Raw genomic sequence first — 23,634 nt, forward strand, 5'->3', positions numbered from 1 at the left:
GACCACGAGAATAGATTGTGACCGCTTTTTCTACCCTGAACGTTTTGCCTCCCGCCCAGCTCACTAACCTTAATGAGTTGGGTTACTTAACCATGACACCGGTGCAGGCCGCCGCACTTCCGACGATCCTTGCTGGAAAAGATGTTCGCGTGCAGGCGAAAACCGGCAGCGGAAAAACCGCGGCATTTGGCCTTGGGTTGTTACAGCAAATTGATGCGTCGCTGTTTCAGACTCAGGCTTTAGTGCTGTGTCCGACTCGTGAACTGGCGGATCAAGTCGCAGGGGAGTTACGTCGGCTGGCGCGTTTCCTACCAAATACCAAGATCTTGACCTTATGCGGCGGTCAGCCGTTTGGTATTCAGCGCGATTCACTGCAACACGCGCCGCATATCATCGTGGCAACGCCGGGGCGTTTGCTGGATCACCTGCAAAAAGGCACTGTTTCGTTAGATGCGTTGAATACGTTGGTCATGGATGAAGCCGACCGTATGCTAGATATGGGGTTTAGCGACGCAATTGATGAAGTCATCGGTTTTGCGCCAGCTTCTCGCCAGACGCTTCTCTTCTCTGCCACCTGGCCGGAAGCGATCGCCGCGATAAGCGGTCGTGTGCAACGAGATCCCCTGGCGATTGAAATAGACACAACAGATGCTCTTCCGCCTATTGAACAACAATTTTATGAGACATCCAGCAAGGGCAAAATTCCGTTGTTGCAACGGTTATTAAGTTTGCATCAGCCAGCGTCTTGTGTGGTGTTTTGTAACACCAAAAAAGATTGCCAGGCTGTGTGTGACGCGCTGAATGAAGTAGGGCAAAGTGCATTGTCGTTACATGGCGATCTGGAACAGCGCGATCGCGACCAGACGTTGGTTCGTTTTGCCAACGGTAGCGCTCGTGTGCTGGTAGCGACCGATGTCGCTGCGCGTGGTCTGGATATTAAATCGCTTGAGCTGGTGGTGAACTTTGAGCTGGCGTGGGATCCTGAAGTTCATGTGCATCGTATCGGGCGTACGGCGCGTGCCGGGAATAGCGGTCTGGCAATCAGTTTCTGTGCGCCAGAAGAAGCACAGCGCGCTAATATCATTGCCGACATGTTGCAGATGAAACTTAACTGGCAAACGTTACCAGCCAGCAGGGACATTGTGCCGCTGGAGGCTGAAATGGCAACGTTGTGTATCGATGGCGGGAAAAAAGCCAAAATGCGTCCGGGTGATGTATTAGGCGCGCTGACAGGAGATATCGGGCTGGATGGCGCAGATATTGGCAAAATCACCGTGCACCCAGCGCATGTCTATGTCGCAGTGCGACAGGCTGTTGCTCATAAGACATGGAAGCAGTTACAGGGCGGTAAGATTAAAGGAAAAACTTGCCGGGTACGGTTATTAAAATAACGAAATGTTGAATTGCCTGATGCAAGGCTAAACATCTTGCCGGATGCGACGCTGGCCGCGTCTTATCCGGCATGCATAAGAGTAGCCCGATAATCTTACGCATCGGGCGTTATCCTGATTATTTCACTTCAACCACATTCAGCCGCAGTTCATCCAGCTGATTTTCGTCTTCTTCAGGCTGCCAGCCCGTCGGTTGTAGTGGGAGCTCTTCGCGATCAAACGCCAGATCACCGCCGTTAACCACTTCTGAACCGTGGGTAATGCCTTTGAAATCGAACAGACTGGTATCGCACAGATGAGACGGCACTACATTTTGCATCGCGCTGAACATTGTCTCGATACGTCCCGGATAACGCTTATCCCAGTCACGGAGCATATCGGCAATCACCTGACGTTGCAGGTTAGGCTGCGATCCGCACAGGTTACATGGAATAATCGGGAACGCTTTCGCATCGGCAAAACGCTGAATATCTTTTTCGCGGCAGTAGGCCAGCGGACGAATCACGATATGTTTGCCATCATCGCTCATCAGTTTCGGCGGCATCCCCTTCATCTTGCCACCGTAGAACATATTTAAGAACAGCGTTTGCAGGATATCGTCGCGGTGGTGACCCAGTGCGATTTTCGTGGCACCCAGTTCTGTTGCGGTGCGATAAAGGATACCGCGACGCAGACGAGAGCAGAGCGAGCAGGTAGTTTTTCCTTCAGGGATTTTCTCTTTTACGATCCCGTAAGTATTCTCTTCAACAATCTTATACTCCACGCCCAGCTTATCGAGATACTCCGGCAGGACGTGTTCCGGGAAACCAGGCTGTTTCTGGTCGAGGTTAACGGCAACCAGCGAGAAATTGATTGGCGCGCTTTGCTGCAAATTACGCAGGATCTCCAGCATGGTATAGCTGTCTTTGCCCCCGGAGAGGCAAACCATAATGCGGTCGCCATCTTCAATCATATTGAAGTCAGCAATGGCTTCGCCCACGTTACGACGCAGACGTTTTTGCAATTTGTTGAGATTGTATTGTTCTTTCTTACTAATTTCTTGATTTTGCGACATTTAATAGCGACTCAATTCGTTATATGGCATCAGAAAAGTATGCGTCATGCCGGAACGCCCAGCATAAGAAATCTGATATAAAAACTGTGGAGTGTATGGTACGGATTAGAGGGGAAAATGTCAGCACATTTGCGAAATGAATCAAAAAGCCCGCAGCGGTCTGCGGGCGTTAGTGTTAGCGCACGACCAGCACTGAGCACTCGGCGTGACGTACTACGGCAGCGGCGTTAGAGCCGAGCAGGTAGGTGGTGATATCCGGTCGATGAGAAGCAATGATTATCATGTGAGCAGGGATTTTTTTCGCCATTTCCAGAATACGGTCTTTTGGCGAACCTTCTTCAACATGGACATGCACTCTGTCAGTCGGCAGTTTGAATTTTTTAATGACTTTTTCCAGTTGCGATTTGGCTTCCGCTTTCAGGTCATCCATTGCCGGTAACTCTGCGGAATACGCTAATCCCAGAGAGGCATAGTAGGGTAGCGAAGGTATTACCGTCAGGAAATGAACCTCTGCATCATCAATCTTTGCCTCTGCCTCAACGTGGCTAATCACACGTTGAGTTAATTCTGAATCTGAAATATCGATAGGGACAAGAATCGTTCTGTTCATAAAACCTCCTGTTTTAGTATCCGCATAAAGTGTAACGCCAGATGACTCATTTTGTGTAATGACGGAGTTCACATTTTTAATTTAGATCAAGGGAGGAGAAATATGAAGAAAATGCCCGCCAAACGGCGGGCAGGCAAGATTAAAACTGGTATACCAGACCTAAAGCAACGATATCATCGGTAGAGATACCGTTCGCAGCGTAGAAGCTGTCATCCTCATCAAGTAGGTTGATTTTATAATCAACATAGGTGGACATGTTTTTGTTGAAATAATATGTTGCGCCAACGTCGGCGTATTTAACCAGATCTTTATCGCCATCAGTACCGACTAAATCGTTGCCTTTAGACATCAGGAAGGAGACAGCCGGACGCAGGCCAAAATCAAACTGATACTGGGCAGTAACTTCAAAATTCTGGGTTTTGTTGGCAATCGTATTTGCTGAATTGCCGTAAGGCGTCATGTTACGGGTTTCAGAGTACATGGTTGCAAGGTAGATATTGTTAGCATCGTATTTTGCCCCTGCCGTCCATGCGTCAGCCTTATCGCCTTTTGCAGTAGAGAATTCAGCCTGTTGGTTGGTACGATCAGAACTGGTATACGCAGCACCAATGCTCACCCCCATACCTAAGTCGTAGGTAGAGGAGATACCGAAACCGTCGCCATTGGCATTCTTAATATTACGACTGCCGCCGTTTGCCGTACCTTCTTGCTCATGACTAACCTGGTTTTCGTTCGCTCCCTGATACTGCACAGCAAAGTTCAGGCCATCAACCAGACCGAAGAAATCGGTGTTACGGTAGGTCGCGACGCCGTTTGCACGACCGGTCATATAGTTATCGGCTTTGGTATAAGAATCGCCACCGAATTCAGGCAGCATATCTGTCCAGCCTTCGATGTCGTACATCACACCATAATTACGACCATAGTCAAATGAACCGAAGTCACCAAATTTCAGACCAGCAAATGCCAGACGAGTCCAGGAGTCGCCTTTATCATTTTCAGAGCCATTAGCCTGAACGTTATATTCCCATTGGCCATAACCAACCAGTTGATCGGTAATTTGAGTTTCGCCTTTAAAACCAAAACGTACATAAGTTTGATCGCCATCACTATTCGCATTATCAGAAAAATAATGCAGGCCATCGACTTTGCCGTACAGGTCTAATTTATTGCCGTCTTTATTATAAATTTCTGCTGCATGTGCAGCACCTGCGGCGAGCAGGGCAGGGATTAAGAGCGCCAGTACTTTGCTTTTCATTGAATAAATCCTTTAGTTATTTTATTTGCCTTAATTTCCCCTTTTTGGGGAATGAAAACATCCTAAAGTAGAAGTTCAGTTAGCAGATAAATATCATTTGTTACGCCTTAAGTAAAACCTTAATCAAATAATTCTATGGAAATAGTAATAAGTTTGATGAATGTGTTTTTGGGGAATCATGCAAAATAAAAATTATACATTTAACAAAGCATGGGTTATTCTGCGCGGGTTATATGCCTTTATTGTCACGGATTTTATTTTCGGTTGGGCCATTGCATTACTAATGTTTTTCCAACGAATAAAAAGACAAGCCCGAACTTTCGTTCGGGCTTTTTTTTGAATTGGATAATAGTTATCCAGAAAGGTTACTCGGTGCTATTTTTTTCCACCTTTCCGGCCATTTGTGCCAGGAAGTCATAACGTTTTTGCAAATCAGCGGCGGCATCTTTCCATAACTGTTCGGCCACTTCCGGCTGTTGCGTGTTCAGACGGCGGAAACGTTGCTCATGAAGAAGCGTTTCTTCCAGAGCTTCTGAAGGCGGGCGGGAATCCAGCGCCAGCGGCAGTTTACCTTCATCGGTTCGACGCGGGTCAAAGCGATACAGCGGCCAGAAGCCAGTTGCGGTGAGTTGACGCATCTGGTCGTGACTTAATGCCAGGTCATAACCGTGCTCTTCACATGGGCTGTAAGCAATAATCAGCGATGGACCCGGATACGCTTCTGCTTCCTGTATCGCTTTCACCGTCTGGTTGAGTTGTGCGCCAAGAGAAATCTGCGCGACATAAACATGACCGTACATCATCATGCTAACACCAAGATCTTTGCGTGCTTTGCGTTTGCCATGTTCACCAAACTTAGTTACCGCGCCAAGCGGGGTGGCTTTCGATGCCTGACCACCGGTATTGGAATAGCATTGCGTATCCAGCACCAGGATGTTGACGTTTTCCGTCAGACTCAACACATGATCCAGACCGCCAAAGCCGATGTCGTAAGCCCAGCCGTCACCACCAATCAGCCAGATTGATTTCTCCACCAGTGCATCTGCGTCACGCAGCAGTTCATGCGCTTCAGCCACATCTTTGAGTTGCTGGCGCAGAGCAGCGACTTGTTCGCGACGAACGTCTGGCGTGGCATCTGATTTCAACGCAGTCAGTAACTCAGCAGGGATTTTATCAGCAAATTGATCCAGCAGACGCAGCACGCGGACACGGTGTTGATCGACTGTCAGGCGGAAACCAAGGCCGAATTCGGCATTATCTTCAAATAGCGAGTTCGCCCATGCCGGTCCACGACCGTTGGCATCAGTGGTATATGGCGTGGAGGGCAGGTTGCCGCCGTAAATAGAAGAACAGCCAGTAGCGTTGGCAATCAACATCCGATCGCCATAGAGCTGAGTGAGCAATTTGATATACGGCGTCTCACCACAACCGGAGCAAGCGCCAGAATATTCAAACAGCGGAGTGATCAACTGCGAAGTACGAATATCAATACGTTCCAGTTTGCTGCGGTCGATTTCTGGTAAATTCAGGAAGAAGTCGTAATTGATTTTCTCTTCTTCCACATGTTCCAGACGCGACATCATATTGATGGCTTTGATCTCTGGATTTTGTCGGTCTTTCGCCGGGCAAACTTCTACGCACAGGTTACAACCGGTGCAGTCTTCCGGTGCGACCTGCAACACATATTTCTGTCCGCGCATATCACGAGATTTCACATCCAGTGAATGCAGGCTGGTCGGAGCGTTTTCCATCGCTTCGGGCGGTACGACTTTCGCGCGAATGGCGGAGTGTGGGCAAGCCGCGACGCAGTGGTTACATTGAGTACAGAGTTCCTCTTTCCAGATAGGGATCTCTTCGGCAATGTTGCGTTTTTCCCAGCGAGTAGTGCCCATCGGCCAGGTGCCGTCTGGCGGCAGCGCCGAAACGGGGAGGGCGTCGCCAAGTCCGGCGAGCATCGCAGCGGTAACCGTTTTGACAAAATCAGGTGCGGCATCAGATACCACTGGTGGACGGTTGGCACTTTGCGGATTTACCGGTTGCAGTGGTACTTCTTCAACGGACTCGCGCGCCAGCGCCAGAGCTTGCCAGTTGCGTTCCACCAGATCCTGGCCTTTGCTGCTGTAACTTTTGGCAATGGCGCCCTGAAGTTCGGCCAGGGCGCTGTCGCCAGGCAGAATTTGCGTCAGGTGGAAGAAAGCCATCTGCATGACGGTGTTAATGCGTGCTGCCAGCCCACATTCGCGGGCAATTTTCGCCGCGTTAATCACATAGAAACGCGCTTTTTTCTGATTCAACACAGCCTGAACTTCTTGCGGCAGCCGCGACCACACTTCATCGGCGCTGTACGGTGTGTTAAGCAGGAAAATGCCACCAGGTTTTAAACGCTCGGCCATTTGATATTTGTCGATAAACTGCAACTGGTGGCAGCCAACAAAATCAGCTTGCGAAATCAAATACGCGGAACGGATGGGCTGCTCGCTTACGCGCAGATGGGAAACCGTCAGGCCACCCGCTTTTTTAGAGTCGTAAACAAAATAGCCCTGGGCATACCACGGCGTGGAGTTACCGATAATTTTGATATTGTTTTTAGTTGCGGAAACGCTGCCATCGCTACCCAGCCCGTAAAAGAGTGCTTCCAGTTTTGCGGAGTTCGGCAGAGTATTTTCCGGCAATGGTAGCGACAAATTGGTCACATCGTCATAAATACCGACGGTAAAGCGAGCTTTCGGTTTAGCTGCGTTGAGTTCGGCGAATACCGCCAGTACACAGTCTGGGCCAAATTCTTTGGATGAAAGACCATAGCGCCCGCCAATGACGCGTGGCAGTGTTTCGCGCTCGCCATTATTAAAGGCTTCAGCCAGCGCCGTCATTACATCCAGATACAGGGGTTCTGCCTGCGCACCAGGCTCTTTGGTGCGATCCAGCACCGCCACAGTACGTACAGAGTTCGGCAATGCTTGCAGTAAGTGTCTGGCGGAGAAAGGGCGGTAAAGTCGCACTTTTAGTACGCCCACTTTTTCGCCACGGGTCAGCAATTCGTCCACGACTTCTTCACAGGTGCCAATGGCCGACCCCATCAGGATAATTACCCGTTCCGCTTGCGGATGACCATAATACTCAAACGGCTGATACTGGCGACCTGTCGCGGCAGCGAAATCAGCCATCGCCTGTACAACATGGTCATAGACCGCGTTGTACCACGGGTTAGTGGCCTCACGTGACTGGAAGTAAGTGTCCGGATTAGCCGACGTACCGCGGATTACCGGATGTTCCGGGTTAAGTGCGCGAATGCGATGAGCATCAATTTCTGCCTGGGGCATTAGCTCAAGAATAGTGTCGTCGGCCAGTGGGACAATTTTGTTGATTTCGTGGGAAGTGCGGAAACCATCAAAGAAATGAATAAATGGCACGCGGCTTTTCAGCGTTGCGATGTGCGAAATGAGAGCAAAGTCTTGGGCTTCCTGCACGTTTGCTGCACACAGCATGGCGCAGCCAGTCTGACGTACCGCCATCACATCTGAATGATCGCCAAAAATAGAGAGCGCATGAGTGGCCACAGTACGCGCTGCCACATGCAGTACAAACGGCGTCAGCTCACCTGCCAGTTTATACAGCGTCGGGATCATCAGCAGTAAACCCTGCGACGATGTAAATGATGTCGAAAGAGCGCCTGTTTGCAAAGCACCATGCACAGTTGCGATAGCGCCAGCTTCTGACTGCATTTCAACCACACGAGGTGTATCTCCCCATACGTTCTTCAGGCCGTTTCCGGCCCAGGCATCAGCCTGTTCAGCCATCGTGGAACTCGGGGTAATAGGGTAAATGGCGATAACTTCACTGGTGCGAAATGCCACCGAAGCTACCGCGCCATTTCCGTCAATTGTGATCATACGACACCCTTACATTGCGCAAATGAGGGGCGCACGAAAAAGCTGCGCGCCCAGTAGTAATCTTTTAATTTTAGCAAATGGCTTTCTGCTGCATTTTCGCTTTTGTGTTCTCTATATCAGCGTAATGAATGTTTTGATCAAATCCGGTACAAAAAAATAGCCACAAAATAGTAACAATACGTTGCAATTCACAATACAGTTCTCGACGTAGCCGCCTGAGCTGCCTATTATTACGGCGGTGTCGTTGGACTTAAAGATTTGAGGAAGTAAAGATGCGAGTAATGTTGTGCGTAGGGGCTGCTGTTTTATTGTTGTCGGCGTGTAGTAGTGAACCTGTTCAGCAGGCGACCGCGGCACATGTGGGCCCAGGTTTAAAAGCGTCAATGTCGAGTAGCGGAGAGGCAAATTGTGCGATGATTGGCGGTTCGCTTTCCGTTGCCCGTCAACTGGATGGTACAGCGATCGGGATGTGTGCATTGCCCAACGGCAAACGCTGTAGCGAACAGTCGCTTGCCGCCGGAAGTTGTGGCAATTATTAATTCATTAAATCCGCCAGCTTATACGTTAATGTCTGTTTTGCGGTCGCCAGCGTTAACTGATTCGCGGTCAGATCCACTTGCGCACCTTCTTTCAGCATTTCGTGGATGGTGTTATCGAGTTCGTTAAGCTGTGGATTGGCACACATCATACGAGTCATTGCCAGTCCTTTAACTTTTAGTTCTCCGTCCGAAAGTTTACCTTCGCCACTAAAGCGGTTACACATGTTGCCAGAAATCATCATCTTTTCACCAAAGCTGATTTCTGGCGGGTTTTTCTCGCTGGCAACAGGTTGACCATTTACACTTTCCAGTACGAAACGGTGATGCTGTAACTGTTCTGGCGTTACAGCAATTTTGTCATTACTTACACATCCCGCCATCAGCAGGCTTAGCGCGACTAGCGCGGCAACTTTCTTCATTGTGGTTCTCAACTTAAGGTATATGCCGGATGCAACGCGACGCGCCTTATCCGTCCTTCAAACGTATTTTAAGGATAGTGGATGAAAGATCTTTGGGGATTATCTGAATAAGCTCCCCTGACTTGCAGGGGAGCCGCAAAATTAAACCAGTTCGTTCGGGCAGGGTTCGCCTTTTTCCAGATTGCTCAAATTTTGCAGCGTTGTCTGGGAAATACTGGTCAGGGCTTCTGCCGTCAGGAACGCCTGGTGTCCGGTGAACAGTACGTTATGGCAGGCTGACAGACGACGGAAAACATCATCCTGAATCACATCGTTGGATTTATCTTCAAAGAACAGATCACGTTCATTCTCATACACGTCCATTCCCAGCGAGCCAATTTTCTGGTTTTTCAGTGCTTCAATCGCGGCTTGTGAATCAATCAGCGCACCACGGCTGGTGTTGATGATCATTACGCCATTTTTCATCTGATCGAACGCCGCCTCATTCAGCAGGTGGTAGTTCTCCGGCGTCAGCGGGCAGTGTAGGGAGATAACGTCTGATTCAGAGAACAAGGTCGGCAGATCGACATATTCCACGCCGAGTTCCAGCGCTGCTGCACTTGGATACGGATCGAATGCCAACAGGCGCATACCAAAACCTTTCAGTATACGCAGCATTGCTACACCGATTTTACCGGTGCCAATCACCCCCGCCGTTTTACCGTACATAGTAAAACCAGTAAGCCCCTCCAGAGAGAAGTTGGCGTCACGGGTACGCTGATACGCGCGGTGAATACGACGGTTCAGCGTCATCATCATACCAATCGCATGTTCAGCAACGGCTTCCGGATCGTAAGCTGGGACACGCACCACTTTGAACCCCAGCTCTTTTGCCGCGTCGAGGTCGACGTTATTGAAACCGGCACAGCGCAGGGCGATATACTTAACGCCGTGCTTTTTCAGCTCCTCCAGCACCGGACGGCTGCCGTCGTCGTTTACGAAAATACATACTGCTTCGCAACCGTTGGCGGTTTTTGCCGTTTTTTCCGTCAGCAGAAAGTCAAAAAATTCCAGCTCAAAGCCAAAGGACTCGTTCACCTGTTGCAGGTACTTTTTGTCGTACTGTTTTGTGCTATATACGGCGAGTTTCATAAGACTTTCTCCAGTGATGTTGAATCACATTTAAGCTACTAAAAATATTTTACAAAATTTAAAATTTAATTGAAAGTTATGGCGATATTGAAAATTCCAGGAACATCTATGCTTAGTGTAGGCGCAACCTTCAACTGAACGGTTAAACATGCCACAATACCTGTATTGACTGCTTAATTTTTCGCTAAATCAGGATATTAACTACCCATGTTGGGTAAATATAAAGCCGTTCTCGCGCTGCTATTACTGATTATTCTTGTGCCGTTGACGCTGCTGATGACGCTCGGGCTGTGGGTTCCCACGCTGGCGGGTATCTGGCTACCGCTCGGTACACGCATTGCATTGGATGAAAGCCCACGCATTACGCGTAAAGGTTTAATTATTCCCGATCTCCGTTATTTGGTGGCGGATTGCCAGTTGGCACATATCACCGATGCCAGCCTTTCGCACCCCAGTCGCTGGTTATTGAACGTCGGTACAGTAGAACTTGACTCCACTTGCCTGGCGAAATTGCCACAGGAAGAACCCTCGCCAGCCGCGCCGAAAACTCTTGCGCAGTGGCAATCCATGCTGCCTAACACCTGGATCAATATTGATAAACTGATTTTTTCTCCCTGGCAGGAATGGCAGGGAAAACTCTCTCTATCGTTGACCTCCGATATCCAGCAACTGCGTTATCAGGGCGAAAAAGTTAAATTTCAAGGCCAACTTAAAGGACAGCAACTCACGGTCAGTGAACTGGATGTTGCCGCCTTTGCAAATCAGCCGCCAGTAAAACTGGTGGGAGAATTTACCATGCCGCTTGTGCCGGATGGGCTTCCGGTAAGTGGTCATGCTACAGCAACGTTGAACCTGCCGCAGGAACCGTCACTGGTGGATGCCGAGCTGGAGTGGCAGGAAAATAGTGGGCAATTGATTGTAATGGCTCGAGATAACGGCGATCCGTTGCTCGATTTGCCGTGGGAAATTACCCGTCAACAGTTGACCGTTAGCGATGGTCGCTGGAGCTGGCCGTATGAAGGTTTTCCCCTGAGTGGGCGGCTGGGTATCAAAGTCGACAACTGGCAGGCAGGGCTTGAGAACGCGTTGGTGAGTGGTCGACTGAGTGTGCTGACCCAGGGGCAAGCGGGTAAGGGTAACGCTGTGCTTAATTTCGGCCCAGGAAAATTAAGCATGGATAACAGTCAGATGCCGCTGCAACTGACCGGTGAAGCGAAGCAGGCAGATCTCATTTTATATGCTCGCTTACCTGCTTACTTAAGCGGAAGTCTGGCTGACCCAACGCTGGCCTTTGAACCGGGCGCATTATTACGCTCTAAAGGGAGAGTCATTGATTCGCTGGACATTGACGAAATCCGCTGGCCGTTAGCAGGTGTTAAAGTGACGCAACGTGGTGTGGACGGCCGCTTGCAGGCCATTTTGCAGGCTCATGAAAATGAATTGGGCGACTTTGTGCTTCATATGGATGGGCTGGCGAATGATTTTCTCCCTGACGCAGGCCGCTGGCAGTGGCGTTACTGGGGCAAGGGCAGTTTTACCCCAATGCACGCCACCTGGGATGTTGCAGGAAAAGGAGAGTGGCAGGACAGCACGATTACGCTGACCGATCTCTCAACCGGGTTCGATCAGTTGCAATATGGCACGATGACAGTGGAAACACCGCGCTTAATTCTTGATAAACCCGTTGTCTGGGTGCGCGACGCCCAGAATCCGTCTTTTAGTGGCGCGCTTTCGCTGGATGCAGGACAAACACTTTTCACGGGCGGCAGTGTGTTACCGCCATCAACGTTAAAATTTAGTGTCGATGGGCGCGATCCGACGTATTTCCTCTTCAAAGGGGATTTACATGCTGGTGAGATTGGTCCGGTACGGGTGAATGGTCGCTGGGACGGTATTCGCCTGCGCGGCAACGCCTGGTGGCCTAAACAATCACTGACCGTATTCCAGCCGCTGGTGCCACCAGACTGGAAGATGAACTTACGCGATGGCGAGTTGTATGCCCAGGTGGCATTTTCTGCTGCGCCTGAGCAGGGCTTCCGTGCGGGTGGGCATGGCGTGTTGAAAGGTGGCAGCGCGTGGATGCCAGACAACCAGGTCAACGGTGTCGACTTTGTTTTGCCATTTCGTTTTGCCGACGGTGCGTGGCACCTGGGAACGCGGCGGCCTGTGTCATTACGTATTGCTGAGGTGGTTAACCTGGTGACGGCAAAAAATATCACTGCCGATCTTCAGGGCCGTTATCCGTGGACCGAAGACGAACCCTTGTTACTGACCGATGTGAGTGTTGATGTTTTGGGCGGTAACGTGCTGATGAAACAATTACGTATGCCGCAACACGATCCGGCGCTGTTGCGACTGAATAATCTCTCTTCCAGTGAACTGGTTAGCGCCGTCAATCCGAAGCAATTCGCGATGTCAGGGGCATTTAGTGGTGCATTGCCGCTATGGCTTAATAATGAAAAATGGATTGTGAAAGATGGCTGGCTGGCAAACGCAGGTCCCATGACTTTGCGCCTGGATAAAGACACCGCCGATGCAGTGGCAAAAGACAATATGACCGCAGGAACTGCCATCAACTGGTTGCGCTATATGGAAATTAGCCGTTCATCGACAAAAATTAATTTAGATAATCTCGGCGTGTTAACCATGCAGGCGACGATCAGTGGTAATAGTCGCGTCGATGGTAAAACCGGTACGGTAAATCTCAATTACAGCCATGAAGAGAATATTTTCACGCTGTGGCGCAGTTTACGCTTTGGCGATAATCTCCAGGCATGGCTGGAACAGAATGCCCGACTCCCGGAAACTGGCTGCCCATCAGGAAAAGAGTGTGAGGAAAAACAATGAAAATAGTGATAGCCGCGTTCGCGTCCTCTTTTATGTTGGTTGGCTGTACGCCGCGCATTGAAGTGGCTGCACCGAAAGAGCCAATCACCATTAATATGAACGTTAAAATTGAGCACGAGATCATCATCAAGGCGGACAAGGATGTTGAAGATTTGCTCAAAACCCGTAGCGATCTTTTTTGAGGTAATGATGAAAAGAACATTACTCATAGCGGTATGGATTATTGGCCTGGTGAGCAGTAGTGCGATGGCATTAACCCTGAATGAAGCCAGAAGTCAGGGGCGGGTAGGTGAAAGGCATAATGGCTACCTTGCGGCTATAAGCACTGATCCGGAAACACGCGAGCTGGTAGCAAATATCAACCAGGCACGGAAAGAGAGTTATCAGAAGCTCGCTGAAAGCCATAATATCCCATTGGAGGAAGTGGCGAATCTGGCAGGGACGAAGCTGGTGGAAAAGGCAAAACCAGGTGAATACGTGCAGGGCATAAATGGTATGTGGATACGGAAATAACATACAACGGTAGTTCAAACACCATTTGGTAGTAGTCGGTGAAAAATAGGGTATTAGTTCACAAGAGCATAGTGCACTGTGTCGCTGCAAAGGAGAACATCGATTACACCGACATAGCATTCAAGGCGACAATAACAATACTAATCTCGACGGTAAATTAACGGTTGTTGTTGATAGTGAAACGACCGCTCAGGAATATTTAAAAGTTGATGGTAGTAGATGCGGCGCTTGACGCGTTTTGTTTTGGTGTCTTTCAGGACAATAGAGCAACTCATCCAGTAATCTTGTTTACGTCTTCGCATTTTTTTTCGTTTTTCATTTCTATACTGATTTTTCGTATTCCGTTTTATTACAGGGCAGGGTGTTATGAGCAGCAACACATTTACTCTCGGTACAAAATCCGTTAATCGTCTTGGTTACGGTGCAATGCAACTGGCTGGGCCTGGCGTTTTCGGCCCTCCGAAAGATCGCCATATCGCAATTACCGTGCTGCGTGAGGCACTGGCATTGGGCGTCAATCACATTGACACCAGTGATTTTTATGGTCCGCATGTCACCAATCAGATTATCCGTGAAGCGCTTTATCCTTACTCTGACGACCTGACAATTGTCACTAAAATTGGAGCGCGGCGTGGTGAGGATGCTTCCTGGTTGCCCGCTTTTTCTCCGGCAGAGCTGCAAAAAGCGGTGCACGATAATCTACGTAATCTCGGCCTGGACGTACTGGATGTGGTTAACCTGCGCGTTATGTTTGGCGATGGTCATGGCCCAGCGGAAGGATCGATTGAAGCCAGCCTGACCGTGCTGGCGGAGATGCAACAACAAGGGCTGGTAAAACATATTGGTCTGAGTAACGTCACACCGACGCAGGTTGCAGAGGCGCGTAAGATTGCCGAAATCGTCTGTGTACAGAACGAATACAACATCGCGCACCGTGCTGATGACGCAATGATTGATGCTTTGGCCCGCGATGGCATTGCATACGTACCGTTCTTTCCGCTCGGTGGTTTCACGCCGCTGCAATCCTCCACGCTTTCGGAAGTGGCAGCAAACCTTAATGCGACACCGATGCAGGTGGCGCTGGCATGGCTGTTACAGCGTTCACCGAATATTTTGCTTATCCCTGGGACGTCTTCCGTCGCGCATTTACGGGAGAATATGGCTGCTGAAAAATTGCATCTTTCTGAGGAAGTGTTGTTTACGTTGGATGGTATTTCGCGAGAATAACGAATCAGACGCTCGCAGATTGTGCTGAAGGAAGAGCACAAAGCGATGCTGAGATTGTGGGAAAACAGGTAAGTGGATTGAGATGTGGACTGAATATCTACAGTCCACATCAAGATCGTGTCCGGTTATGCAGCAACAATGCTGTCAATGGCTGCTTTCGCGTCAGACTGTGCTTTTGCTGCCATTTCCGGACCGTAGGCAATCCCTTCGGCGAAAACAAATTTCACATCAGTAATGCCGATAAAGCCCAGGAACGTGGACAGATACGGCGTCACCAGGTCAGTTGGTCCATCTTTATGGATACCGCCGCGGCTGGTAATAACAACGGCTTTTTTACCTGTTACCAGACCTTCCGGACCGTTCTCGGTATAGCGGAAAGTAACGCCTGCACGTGCAACCAGGTCAAAATAGTTTTTCAACTGAGTCGAGATGTTGAAGTTGTACATCGGTGCCGCAATAACGATAACGTCGTGGGCTTTCAGCTCGGCAATTAGCTCGTCGGAAAGCGCTAAAGCCTCCTGCTGACGCGGAGTCAGCGGCGCATCGCTCGGACGCAGAGCGCCAACCAGTTCACCATCCAGGACCGGAATCGGATTTGCAGCCAGGTCACGAACAGTGATTTCATCAGCGGAATGCTTTTCACGCCACTGTTCAACAAAATAATCGGACAACTGATTAGACTGAGAGTACCCTGCCAGGATGCTGGATTTAAGAACTAATACCTTGCTCATGGTGTTTCCTTATAGATGTTTGAATGGGCGATGCCCCGTTGCTTGTTGACACTTTATTCACAATCCTGCCACAGAGATAGCGCAATATATCGAAGTCTATGTTCGAATTTATTGAACAACACATAAAAAGCTGCGATGTGGTACTCTATATCTATCATTTAAAAGAAAATTAATCAGGCACGACGCTGCCCTCTAACGTTATGACAGAACAACAAAAATTGACCTTTAACGCCTTACAGCAACGGCTGGATTCGCTGATGCTGCGTGACAGACTGCGTTTTTCTCGCCGTCTGCACGGTGTGAAGAAGGTTAAAAATCCTGATGCACAACAGGCCATTTTCCAGGAGATGGCTAAAGAGATTGACCAGGCGGCAGGGAAAGTCCTGCTGCGTGAAGCGGCACGACCGGAAATTACTTACCCGGACAATTTGCCGGTTAGTCAGAAAAAACAGGACATTCTCGAAGCAATTCGTGATCACCAGGTGGTGATCGTCGCCGGGGAAACGGGTTCTGGTAAAACGACTCAGCTACCGAAAATCTGTATGGAGCTGGGGCGCGGGATTAAAGGGCTGATCGGCCATACCCAGCCGCGTCGCCTGGCGGCAAGAACGGTGGCGAACCGTATTGCGGAAGAGCTGAAAACGGAGCTGGGCGGTTGCATCGGTTACAAAGTGCGTTTCAGCGATCACGTAAGTGATAACACGATGGTCAAGCTGATGACCGACGGTATCTTGCTGGCGGAAATCCAGCAAGATCGCCTGTTGATGCAGTACGACACCATCATCATCGACGAAGCGCACGAACGTAGCCTGAACATTGATTTTCTGCTCGGCTATTTGAAAGAGTTGCTGCCGCGGCGTCCTGACCTAAAAATCATTATCACTTCCGCGACTATCGACCCGGAACGCTTTTCGCGCCACTTTAATAATGCGCCGATTATTGAAGTCTCCGGTCGGACCTATCCGGTGGAAGTGCGCTATCGCCCGATTGTTGAAGAAGCCGATGACACCGAGCGCGACCAGTTGCAGGCTATTTTCGATGCCGTAGATGAACTGAGCCAGGAAAGCCCTGGCGACATTCTGATCTTTATGAGCGGCGAGCGAGAAATTCGCGATACCGCCGATGCGCTGAACAAGCTGAACTTACGCCATACCGAAATCTTGCCGCTTTATGCACGGCTTTCCAACAGCGAACAGAACCGCGTGTTCCAGTCGCACAGCGGACGGCGCATTGTGCTGGCGACCAACGTCGCGGAAACGTCGTTGACCGTACCGGGTATAAAGTACGTTATCGACCCAGGTACGGCGCGTATCAGCCGTTACAGCTATCGCACTAAAGTGCAGCGTTTGCCGATTGAGCCAATTTCGCAGGCTTCAGCTAATCAGCGTAAAGGCCGCTGCGGACGTGTGTCAGAAGGGATCTGTATTCGTCTATATTCGGAAGACGATTTCCTCTCGCGCCCGGAGTTTACCGATCCGGAGATTCTGCGTACTAACCTGGCATCGGTTATTTTGCAGATGACCGCGCTGGGGCTGGGCGATATCGCCGCGTTCCCGTTTGTTGAAGCGCCAGATAAACGCAATATTCAGGATGGTGTGCGTCTGCTCGAAGAGCTGGGCGCGATCACCACGGATGAACAGGCCAGTGCCTATAAACTGACGCCGCTCGGTCGCCAGCTCTCGCAGTTGCCTGTCGACCCACGTCTGGCGCGTATGGTGCTGGAAGCGCAAAAACATGGCTGCGTGCGTGAGGCGATGATTATCACGTCCGCGCTCTCCATTCAGGATCCGCGCGAGCGTCCGATGGATAAACAGCAGGCATCGGACGAAAAACATCGTCGCTTCCACGACAAAGAGTCTGACTTCCTCGCGTTTGTAAATCTGTGGAATTATCTCGGCGAGCAGCAAAAGACGCTTTCTTCGAACGCCTTCCGTCGCCTGTGTCGTACCGATTATCTCAACTATCTGCGCGTGCGCGAATGGCAGGATATCTATACCCAGTTGCGCCAGGTAGTTAAAGAACTCGGCATTCCGGTGAACAGCGAACCGGCGGAGTATCGCGAAATTCACATCGCCTTACTGACCGGTTTGCTTTCCCATATCGGCATGAAAGATGCCGATAAACAAGAATATACCGGCGCACGTAACGCGCGTTTTTCCATTTTCCCCGGTTCCGGTTTATTCAAAAAGCCGCCGAAATGGGTGATGGTGGCGGAACTGGTAGAAACCAGCCGTCTGTGGGGGCGCATTGCGGCACGCATCGATCCGGAATGGGTGGAACCCGTCGCTCAGCATTTGATTAAACGCACCTACAGCGAACCGCACTGGGAACGGGCGCAGGGCGCGGTGATGGCAACAGAAAAAGTCACCGTTTATGGCTTGCCGATTGTCGCCGCGCGTAAGGTTAACTACAGCCAGATTGATCCTGCGCTGTGTCGTGAACTCTTTATTCGCCATGCGCTGGTGGAAGGTGACTGGCAGACGCGTCACGCATTCTTCCGTGAAAACCTGAAACTACGGGCAGAAGTGGAAGAGCTGGAACACAAATCACGTCGCCGCGATATTCTGGTTGATGACGAAACGTTGTTTGAGTTCTACGACCAGCGCATCAGCCATGATGTGATCTCTGCACGCCACTTCGACAGCTGGTGGAAAAAAGTCAGCCGCGAAACGCCTGATTTGCTCAACTTTGAAAAGAGTATGTTGATCAAAGAAGGTGCGGAAAAAATCAGCAAGCTGGATTACCCAAACTTCTGGCATCAGGGCAATCTCAAGCTGCGTTTGAGCTATCAGTTTGAGCCAGGTGCAGATGCTGACGGTGTGACCGTACATATTCCGCTGCCGTTACTTAACCAGGTTGAGGAGAGTGGGTTTGAGTGGCAGATCCCCGGCCTGCGCCGCGAACTGGTGATTGCTCTGATTAAATCGTTGCCAAAACCGGTACGCCGTAATTTTGTACCCGCGCCAAACTACGCCGAAGCGTTTTTAGGCCGCGTCACACCGCTGGAGTTACCGTTGCTCGACAGCCTTGAACGCGAGCTACGGCGGATGACCGGCGTTACCGTTGACCGCGAAGACTGGCACTGGGATCAGGTGCCTGATCACCTGAAAATCACCTTCCGCGTGGTGGATGACAAAAACAAGAAGCTAAAAGAAGGACGCTCGCTACAAGATCTGAAAGATGCCCTGAAAGGCAAAGTGCAGGAAACGCTGTCTGCGGTGGCGGATGACGGTATTGAGCAGAGCGGTCTGCATATCTGGAGTTTTGGTCAATTGCCGGAAAGCTATGAGCAGAAGCGTGGCAACTACAAAGTGAAGGCGTGGCCGGCGCTGGTGGATGAGCGCGACAGTGTGGCGATCAAACTGTTTGATAACCCGCTGGAGCAAAAGCAGGCAATGTGGAACGGTCTTCGCCGTCTACTGCTGCTGAATATTCCATCGCCGATCAAGTATTTGCATGAGAAGTTACCAAACAAAGCTAAGCTGGGGCTGTACTTTAACCCGTATGGTAAAGTGCTGGAGCTGATTGACGACTGTATCTCCTGCGGTGTGGATCAACTGATCGACGCCAATGGTGGACCGGTCTGGACGGAAGAAGGCTTTGCTGCACTGCATGAAAAAGTCCGCGCTGAACTGAACGACACGGTGGTGGATATTGCGAAGCAGGTCGAGCAAATCCTCACTGCAGTGTTCAATATCAACAAACGCCTGAAAGGTCGGGTGGATATGACGATGGCGCTGGGATTGTCGGATATCAAAGCGCAGATGGGCGGGCTGGTTTATCGCGGTTTTGTTACTGGTAACGGCTTCAAACGGCTGGGCGACACGCTGCGATATTTGCAGGCGATTGAAAAACGACTGGAAAAACTGGCGATTGATCCACATCGCGACCGTGTGCAGATGCTGAAAGTCGAAAACGTCCAGCAGGCGTGGCAGCAATGGATCAACAAACTGCCGCCTGCACGTCGTGAGGATGAAGACGTGAAAGAGATCCGCTGGATGATAGAAGAGCTGCGCGTTAGTTACTTCGCTCAACAGTTGGGGACACCTTATCCGATTTCAGATAAGCGTATTTTGCAGGCGATGGAGCAGATTAGCGGTTAACCCTGCTATTTGCCTGATAAATCTAAAACCCGGTAAGCATTTAGCGCCGGGTTTTTTATTAATTCTAAAAACGGTAAAGGCAAAAATTGGGGAATTCAGAAAAATACAATTCTCTGCTGCAAGATGAATAATGTTTATCTACAGCTTTTCCGTAAAAGATATGTCAGGCTTGCGGAGAGGCGGTTAAGGAAATACGGCTTCCTCCTTTCAGAGTGCTCCGCTTCTCATTATTATCTCACGCAGTATTCTTAAGGGAACGATAAGGAGGGACCATGAATATTAACCCGTTTCCGACGCTTTCAGCGTCAACCATTGATGCTATAAACGTTATCGGTCGATGGCTGGCGCAGGATGATTTCTCCGGTGAAGCTCCGTATCAGGCCGATTGCGTGATACTTGCAGGCAATGCTGTCATTCCCACTATCGATGCCGCTTGTAAGATTGCAAGAGATCAGCAAATTCCTTTACTGATTAGTGGTGGTATAGGTCACTCGACAACTTTTTTGTATAGCGCCATCGCACAGCATCCGCACTACAACACTATCAGCACCACTGGCAGGGCAGAAGCTACCATCCTGGCGGATATCGCTCATCAGTTCTGGCACATTCCGCAGGAAAAAATCTGGATTGAAGACCAGTCAACTAACTGTGGAGAAAATGCCCGTTTCAGTATCGCATTATTGAATCAGTTAGCAGAGCGAGTCCATACCACGATTGTCGTCCAGGATCCCACTATGCAACGCCGAACCATGGCGACGTTCCGTCGTATTACAGGAGATAATCCTGATGCGCCTCGCTGGCTAAGTTATCCGGGATTCGTACCACAGTTGGGAAATGATGCAGGCAGCGTGACGTTTGCTAATCCGCTGACAGGACTATGGCCAGTTGAGCGATATTTGTCCCTACTTACTGGCGAGCTGCCACGCTTGCGCGATGACAGCGATGGCTATGGACCGCGCGGACGCGATTTTATCGTTCACGTCGATTTTCCGTCAGAAGTTACGCAGGCATGGCAGCTATTACAGCATGACGCCGTGCTTATTGAGGCAATGGAGAGTCGTTCACTGCGCTAATAATTGCCCGTTTGTGAACAAATGATTGCAAACGGGTAATAATCTGATCTTTTTCTTCCTCTCTTTATTCCCGTCGTATCTCTTTTTATGAAGCCTTTCACAAAATTGCACATCCACGATGCCTTCTCTGCTGTGATTGATGTTAATTAACACATGAGTTACAAAATATAAACATATCAATCGCAGGAGTAGCCCATGTCTGTACCCGTTCAACATCCTATGTATATCGATGGACAGTTTATCACCTGGCGCGGCGACGCATGGATTGATGTGGTTAACCCCGCAACAGAGGCAGTGATTTCCCGCATTCCTGATGGCCAGGCTGAAGATGCTCGCAAAGCAATCGATGCGGCAGAGCGAGCGCAGCCAGAATGGGAAGCATTACCCGCGATTGAACGAGCGAACTGGTTACGGAAAATCTCTGCGGGGATCCGCGAACGGGCCAGTGAAATTAGCTCATTGATCGTCGAGGAAGGTGGCAAAATTCAACAGCTGGCCGAAGTCGAAGTCGCTTTTACTGCTGACTATATCGATTACATGGCGGAATGGGCTCGTCGCTACGAGGGCGAGATTATTCAAAGTGATCGTCCTGGGGAAAACATCCTGCTGTTTAAACGTGCGTTGGGCGTAACGACCGGTATCCTACCGTGGAACTTCCCGTTTTTCCTGATCGCTCGCAAAATGGCGCCAGCTCTTCTTACAGGCAATACCATCGTCATCAAACCGAGCGAATTTACGCCAAACAATGCGATCTCATTTGCTAAAATCGTCGACGAAATTGGCCTACCACGCGGCGTGTTTAACCTTGTGTTAGGACGCGGTGAAACGGTTGGTCAGGAATTGGCGGGTAATACAAAAGTCGCTATGGTCAGCATGACAGGCAGCGTCGCTGCCGGAGAAAAAATCATGGCGACCGCGGCGAAAAATATCACCAAAGTGTGTCTGGAGCTGGGGGGCAAAGCCCCTGCTATCGTGATGGATGATGCGGATCTTGAATTGGCCGTCAAAGCCATTGTTGATTCACGCGTGATAAATACCGGGCAGGTGTGTAACTGTGCGGAACGTGTCTATGTGCAGAAAGGTATTTACGATCGCTTTGTTAATCGACTGGGCGAGGCAATGCAGGCGGTTCAATTTGGTAATCCCGCCGAACGTAACGACATTGCGATGGGGCCGCTGATTAACGCTGCGGCTCTGGAAAGGGTGGAACAAAAGGTAGCGCGGGCAGTAGAAGAGGGCGCGAGAATCGCGTTGGGTGGTAAGGCTGTAGAAGGGAAAGGTTATTATTATCCGCCAACGTTGCTTTTGGATGTCCGCCAGGAAATGTCCATTATGCACGAAGAAACCTTTGGGCCAGTGCTGCCGGTAGTCGCTTTTGACACGCTGGAACAGGCTATCTCCATGGCCAACGACAGCGATTATGGCCTGACGTCATCGATATATACCGAGAATCTTAACGTGGCGATGAAAGCCATCAAAGGACTCAAGTTTGGCGAAACCTACATCAACCGAGAAAACTTCGAGGCTATGCAAGGTTTCCATGCTGGATGGCGTAAGTCGGGTATTGGCGGCGCAGATGGCAAACATGGTTTGCATGAGTATCTACAGACTCAGGTGGTCTATTTGCAGTCGTAAGATATGAAAGAGGCGGAGGTTTTTCCTCCGCCAGTGCTGGTCAGAGTTTGGCGAATTTTTCCAGAGTACGAATGAGTTGAGTGACAAAACCATACTCGTTATCGTACCAGGCGACGGTCTTCACCAGTTGTAAATCGCCCACTGCGGTGATTTCCGTTTGGGTCGCATCAAACACCGAACCAAAATGGCTGCCAATGATATCGGAAGAGACAATCTCTTCGTCGGTATAACCAAATGACTCGTTATTGGTCGTTGCTTTTTTAAGTGCGTTATTCACCTCTTCAGCAGTCACTTTTTTCCCAAGGATAGACACCAGCTCGGTCACTGAACCTGTTTTCACTGGCACGCGTTGCGCATGGCCTTTAAGTTTGCCGCTAAGTTCCGGGATCACCAGACCAATGGCTTTTGCCGCACCGGTAGTGTGGGGGATGATATTTTCCGCCGCTGCCCGCGATGCACGTAAATCTTTACCACGCGGACCATCCACCAGAGACTGGGTGCCGGTATAGGCATGGATCGTTGTCATTGTGCCAACTTCTATCCCAAAACTGTCATGCAATGCTTTGGCCATCGGCGCAAGACAGTTGGTTGTGCATGACGCCACAGAAATAATGGTGTCGTTGCCATCCAGAGTGCCATCATTGACGTTATAAACGATGGTTTTCATTTCTCCTGCCGGTGCGGAAATCAACACCTTTTTCGCGCCAGCGTCCAGATGCGCCTGGGATTTTTCTGCGGAAGTATAAAAACCGGTACATTCAATGACAATTTCAGCCCCTTTTACTTTCCAGGGGATATTTTTCGCGTCTTTTTCGGCGTAAACCGTAATACTTTTTCCATCAACAATAAGTGAATCCTCTGTGAAATCGACGCTCCAGGGGAAAGGACCGTAGTTTGAATCGTGCTTTAGTAGGTAGGCGAGAATTTTCGGAGACGTAAGATCATTAATGGCGACAACGTCAATGTTACTTTTAATCTCAAGTAGCCGACGTAATACCAGTCGGCCGATACGACCAAAACCGTTAATGCCAACTTTGCTCATGGTTTTCTCCAGTCAAGAACTTGTGGGTAAAAATTAGTCCTTTCCAGGCTTAGACCAGGATGACAGGATGGGCAATCTACATTTTTGCCATGAAACGTAACGTACTGAAAACGGGTGAACAATATTTAATGAAATTTTAAGAAAAGCTCGTTATGTTAACGGCAAATTGTG

At 49.8% G+C, this 23,634-nt stretch carries 17 protein-coding genes and 1 pseudogene; 10 read left to right on the plus strand and 8 right to left on the minus strand.

Annotated features, from left to right (window positions below):
* The first annotated feature begins 17 nt into the window (after window positions 1-17).
* Window positions 18-1,391, plus strand: coding sequence for an ATP-dependent RNA helicase DbpA (gene dbpA / locus FEK43_RS03430; RefSeq protein WP_135406513.1), 1,374 nt, complete (start codon window positions 18-20; stop codon window positions 1,389-1,391).
* Between the two features lie 118 nt (window positions 1,392-1,509).
* Here the strand turns inward: dbpA and ttcA are convergent, their stop codons facing one another.
* From ttcA to nifJ, 4 genes are all read right to left on the minus strand, one after another.
* Window positions 1,510-2,445 (minus strand): tRNA 2-thiocytidine(32) synthetase TtcA, encoded by a 936-nt coding sequence (ttcA, locus tag FEK43_RS03435; RefSeq protein WP_130208761.1) that lies wholly within the window; start codon window positions 2,443-2,445, stop codon window positions 1,510-1,512.
* A gap of 175 nt (window positions 2,446-2,620) precedes the next feature.
* Complete coding sequence (gene uspF, locus FEK43_RS03440) at window positions 2,621-3,055, minus strand: universal stress protein UspF (RefSeq protein ID WP_130260872.1); 435 nt, start codon at window positions 3,053-3,055, stop codon at window positions 2,621-2,623.
* 139 nt (window positions 3,056-3,194) lie between these two features.
* Window positions 3,195-4,313 carry a porin OmpC gene (gene ompC / locus FEK43_RS03445; RefSeq protein WP_130216118.1) on the minus strand — a complete coding sequence of 373 codons (1,119 nt, stop codon included), beginning with the start codon at window positions 4,311-4,313 and terminating at the stop codon, window positions 3,195-3,197.
* Window positions 4,314-4,678: 365 nt separating this feature from the next.
* Window positions 4,679-8,203, minus strand: coding sequence for a pyruvate:ferredoxin (flavodoxin) oxidoreductase (gene nifJ, locus FEK43_RS03450; RefSeq protein WP_135406516.1), 3,525 nt, complete (start codon window positions 8,201-8,203; stop codon window positions 4,679-4,681).
* Between the two features lie 272 nt (window positions 8,204-8,475).
* Here nifJ and FEK43_RS03455 point away from each other — a divergent pair, with 272 nt between their 5' ends.
* Complete coding sequence (locus FEK43_RS03455) at window positions 8,476-8,742, plus strand: DUF333 domain-containing protein (RefSeq protein ID WP_135406518.1); 267 nt, start codon at window positions 8,476-8,478, stop codon at window positions 8,740-8,742.
* Here the strand turns inward: FEK43_RS03455 and hslJ are convergent.
* Window positions 8,739-9,161, minus strand: a complete 423-nt coding sequence (gene hslJ / locus FEK43_RS03460) for a heat shock protein HslJ (RefSeq protein WP_135406520.1) — start codon at window positions 9,159-9,161, stop codon at window positions 8,739-8,741. The two genes, FEK43_RS03455 and hslJ, sit on opposite strands and share 4 nt — an antisense overlap.
* 141 nt (window positions 9,162-9,302) lie before the next feature.
* The gene (gene ldhA / locus FEK43_RS03465) at window positions 9,303-10,292 is read right to left on the minus strand and encodes a D-lactate dehydrogenase (protein ID WP_064527367.1); all 990 of its coding nucleotides are present in this window, start codon (window positions 10,290-10,292) and stop codon (window positions 9,303-9,305) included.
* Between the two features lie 207 nt (window positions 10,293-10,499).
* Between ldhA and FEK43_RS03470 the strand changes: the two genes are divergently transcribed.
* The 5 genes and pseudogenes from FEK43_RS03470 to FEK43_RS22955 form a co-directional block, all read left to right on the plus strand.
* Complete coding sequence (locus FEK43_RS03470; protein WP_135406522.1) at window positions 10,500-13,139, plus strand: YdbH family protein; 2,640 nt, start codon at window positions 10,500-10,502, stop codon at window positions 13,137-13,139.
* Window positions 13,136-13,321 (plus strand): YnbE family lipoprotein, encoded by a 186-nt coding sequence (locus FEK43_RS03475; protein WP_000706310.1) that lies wholly within the window; start codon window positions 13,136-13,138, stop codon window positions 13,319-13,321. The genes FEK43_RS03470 and FEK43_RS03475 overlap by 4 nt, the downstream gene beginning before the upstream one ends.
* 7 nt (window positions 13,322-13,328) lie before the next feature.
* Window positions 13,329-13,652, plus strand: a complete 324-nt coding sequence (locus tag FEK43_RS03480; RefSeq protein WP_130260928.1) for a YdbL family protein — start codon at window positions 13,329-13,331, stop codon at window positions 13,650-13,652.
* Window positions 13,653-14,018: 366 nt separating this feature from the next.
* Complete coding sequence (pdxI, locus tag FEK43_RS03485) at window positions 14,019-14,879, plus strand: pyridoxine 4-dehydrogenase (RefSeq protein WP_135406524.1); 861 nt, start codon at window positions 14,019-14,021, stop codon at window positions 14,877-14,879.
* A pseudogene (locus FEK43_RS22955) lies at window positions 14,880-14,951 on the plus strand (hypothetical protein); the annotation flags it as partial.
* Window positions 14,952-15,004: 53 nt separating this feature from the next.
* Here FEK43_RS22955 and azoR read toward each other — a convergent pair.
* On the minus strand, window positions 15,005-15,610 hold the full coding sequence (gene azoR, locus FEK43_RS03490) for an FMN-dependent NADH-azoreductase (protein WP_135406526.1): 606 nt from the start codon (window positions 15,608-15,610) through the stop codon (window positions 15,005-15,007).
* 200 nt (window positions 15,611-15,810) lie between these two features.
* On the opposite strand from azoR, the gene hrpA reads away from it, so the two are divergent.
* From hrpA to aldA, 3 genes are all read left to right on the plus strand, one after another.
* The gene (gene hrpA / locus FEK43_RS03495) at window positions 15,811-19,713 is read left to right on the plus strand and encodes an ATP-dependent RNA helicase HrpA (RefSeq protein WP_135406529.1); all 3,903 of its coding nucleotides are present in this window, start codon (window positions 15,811-15,813) and stop codon (window positions 19,711-19,713) included.
* A gap of 272 nt (window positions 19,714-19,985) precedes the next feature.
* On the plus strand, window positions 19,986-20,786 hold the full coding sequence (gene ydcF / locus FEK43_RS03500) for a DUF218 domain-containing protein YdcF (protein ID WP_135406531.1): 801 nt from the start codon (window positions 19,986-19,988) through the stop codon (window positions 20,784-20,786).
* A 195-nt stretch (window positions 20,787-20,981) separates the two neighbouring features.
* The gene (aldA, locus tag FEK43_RS03505) at window positions 20,982-22,421 is read left to right on the plus strand and encodes an aldehyde dehydrogenase (RefSeq protein ID WP_135406534.1); all 1,440 of its coding nucleotides are present in this window, start codon (window positions 20,982-20,984) and stop codon (window positions 22,419-22,421) included.
* Between the two features lie 40 nt (window positions 22,422-22,461).
* Here aldA and gap read toward each other — a convergent pair whose 3' ends face one another.
* Complete coding sequence (gene gap, locus FEK43_RS03510) at window positions 22,462-23,463, minus strand: type I glyceraldehyde-3-phosphate dehydrogenase (RefSeq protein ID WP_135406535.1); 1,002 nt, start codon at window positions 23,461-23,463, stop codon at window positions 22,462-22,464.
* Between the last annotated feature and the right edge of the window lie 171 nt (window positions 23,464-23,634).

Origin of the sequence: Escherichia sp. E2562 (genome assembly GCF_005781075.1) — a bacterium.
Classification (GTDB): domain Bacteria; phylum Pseudomonadota; class Gammaproteobacteria; order Enterobacterales; family Enterobacteriaceae; genus Escherichia.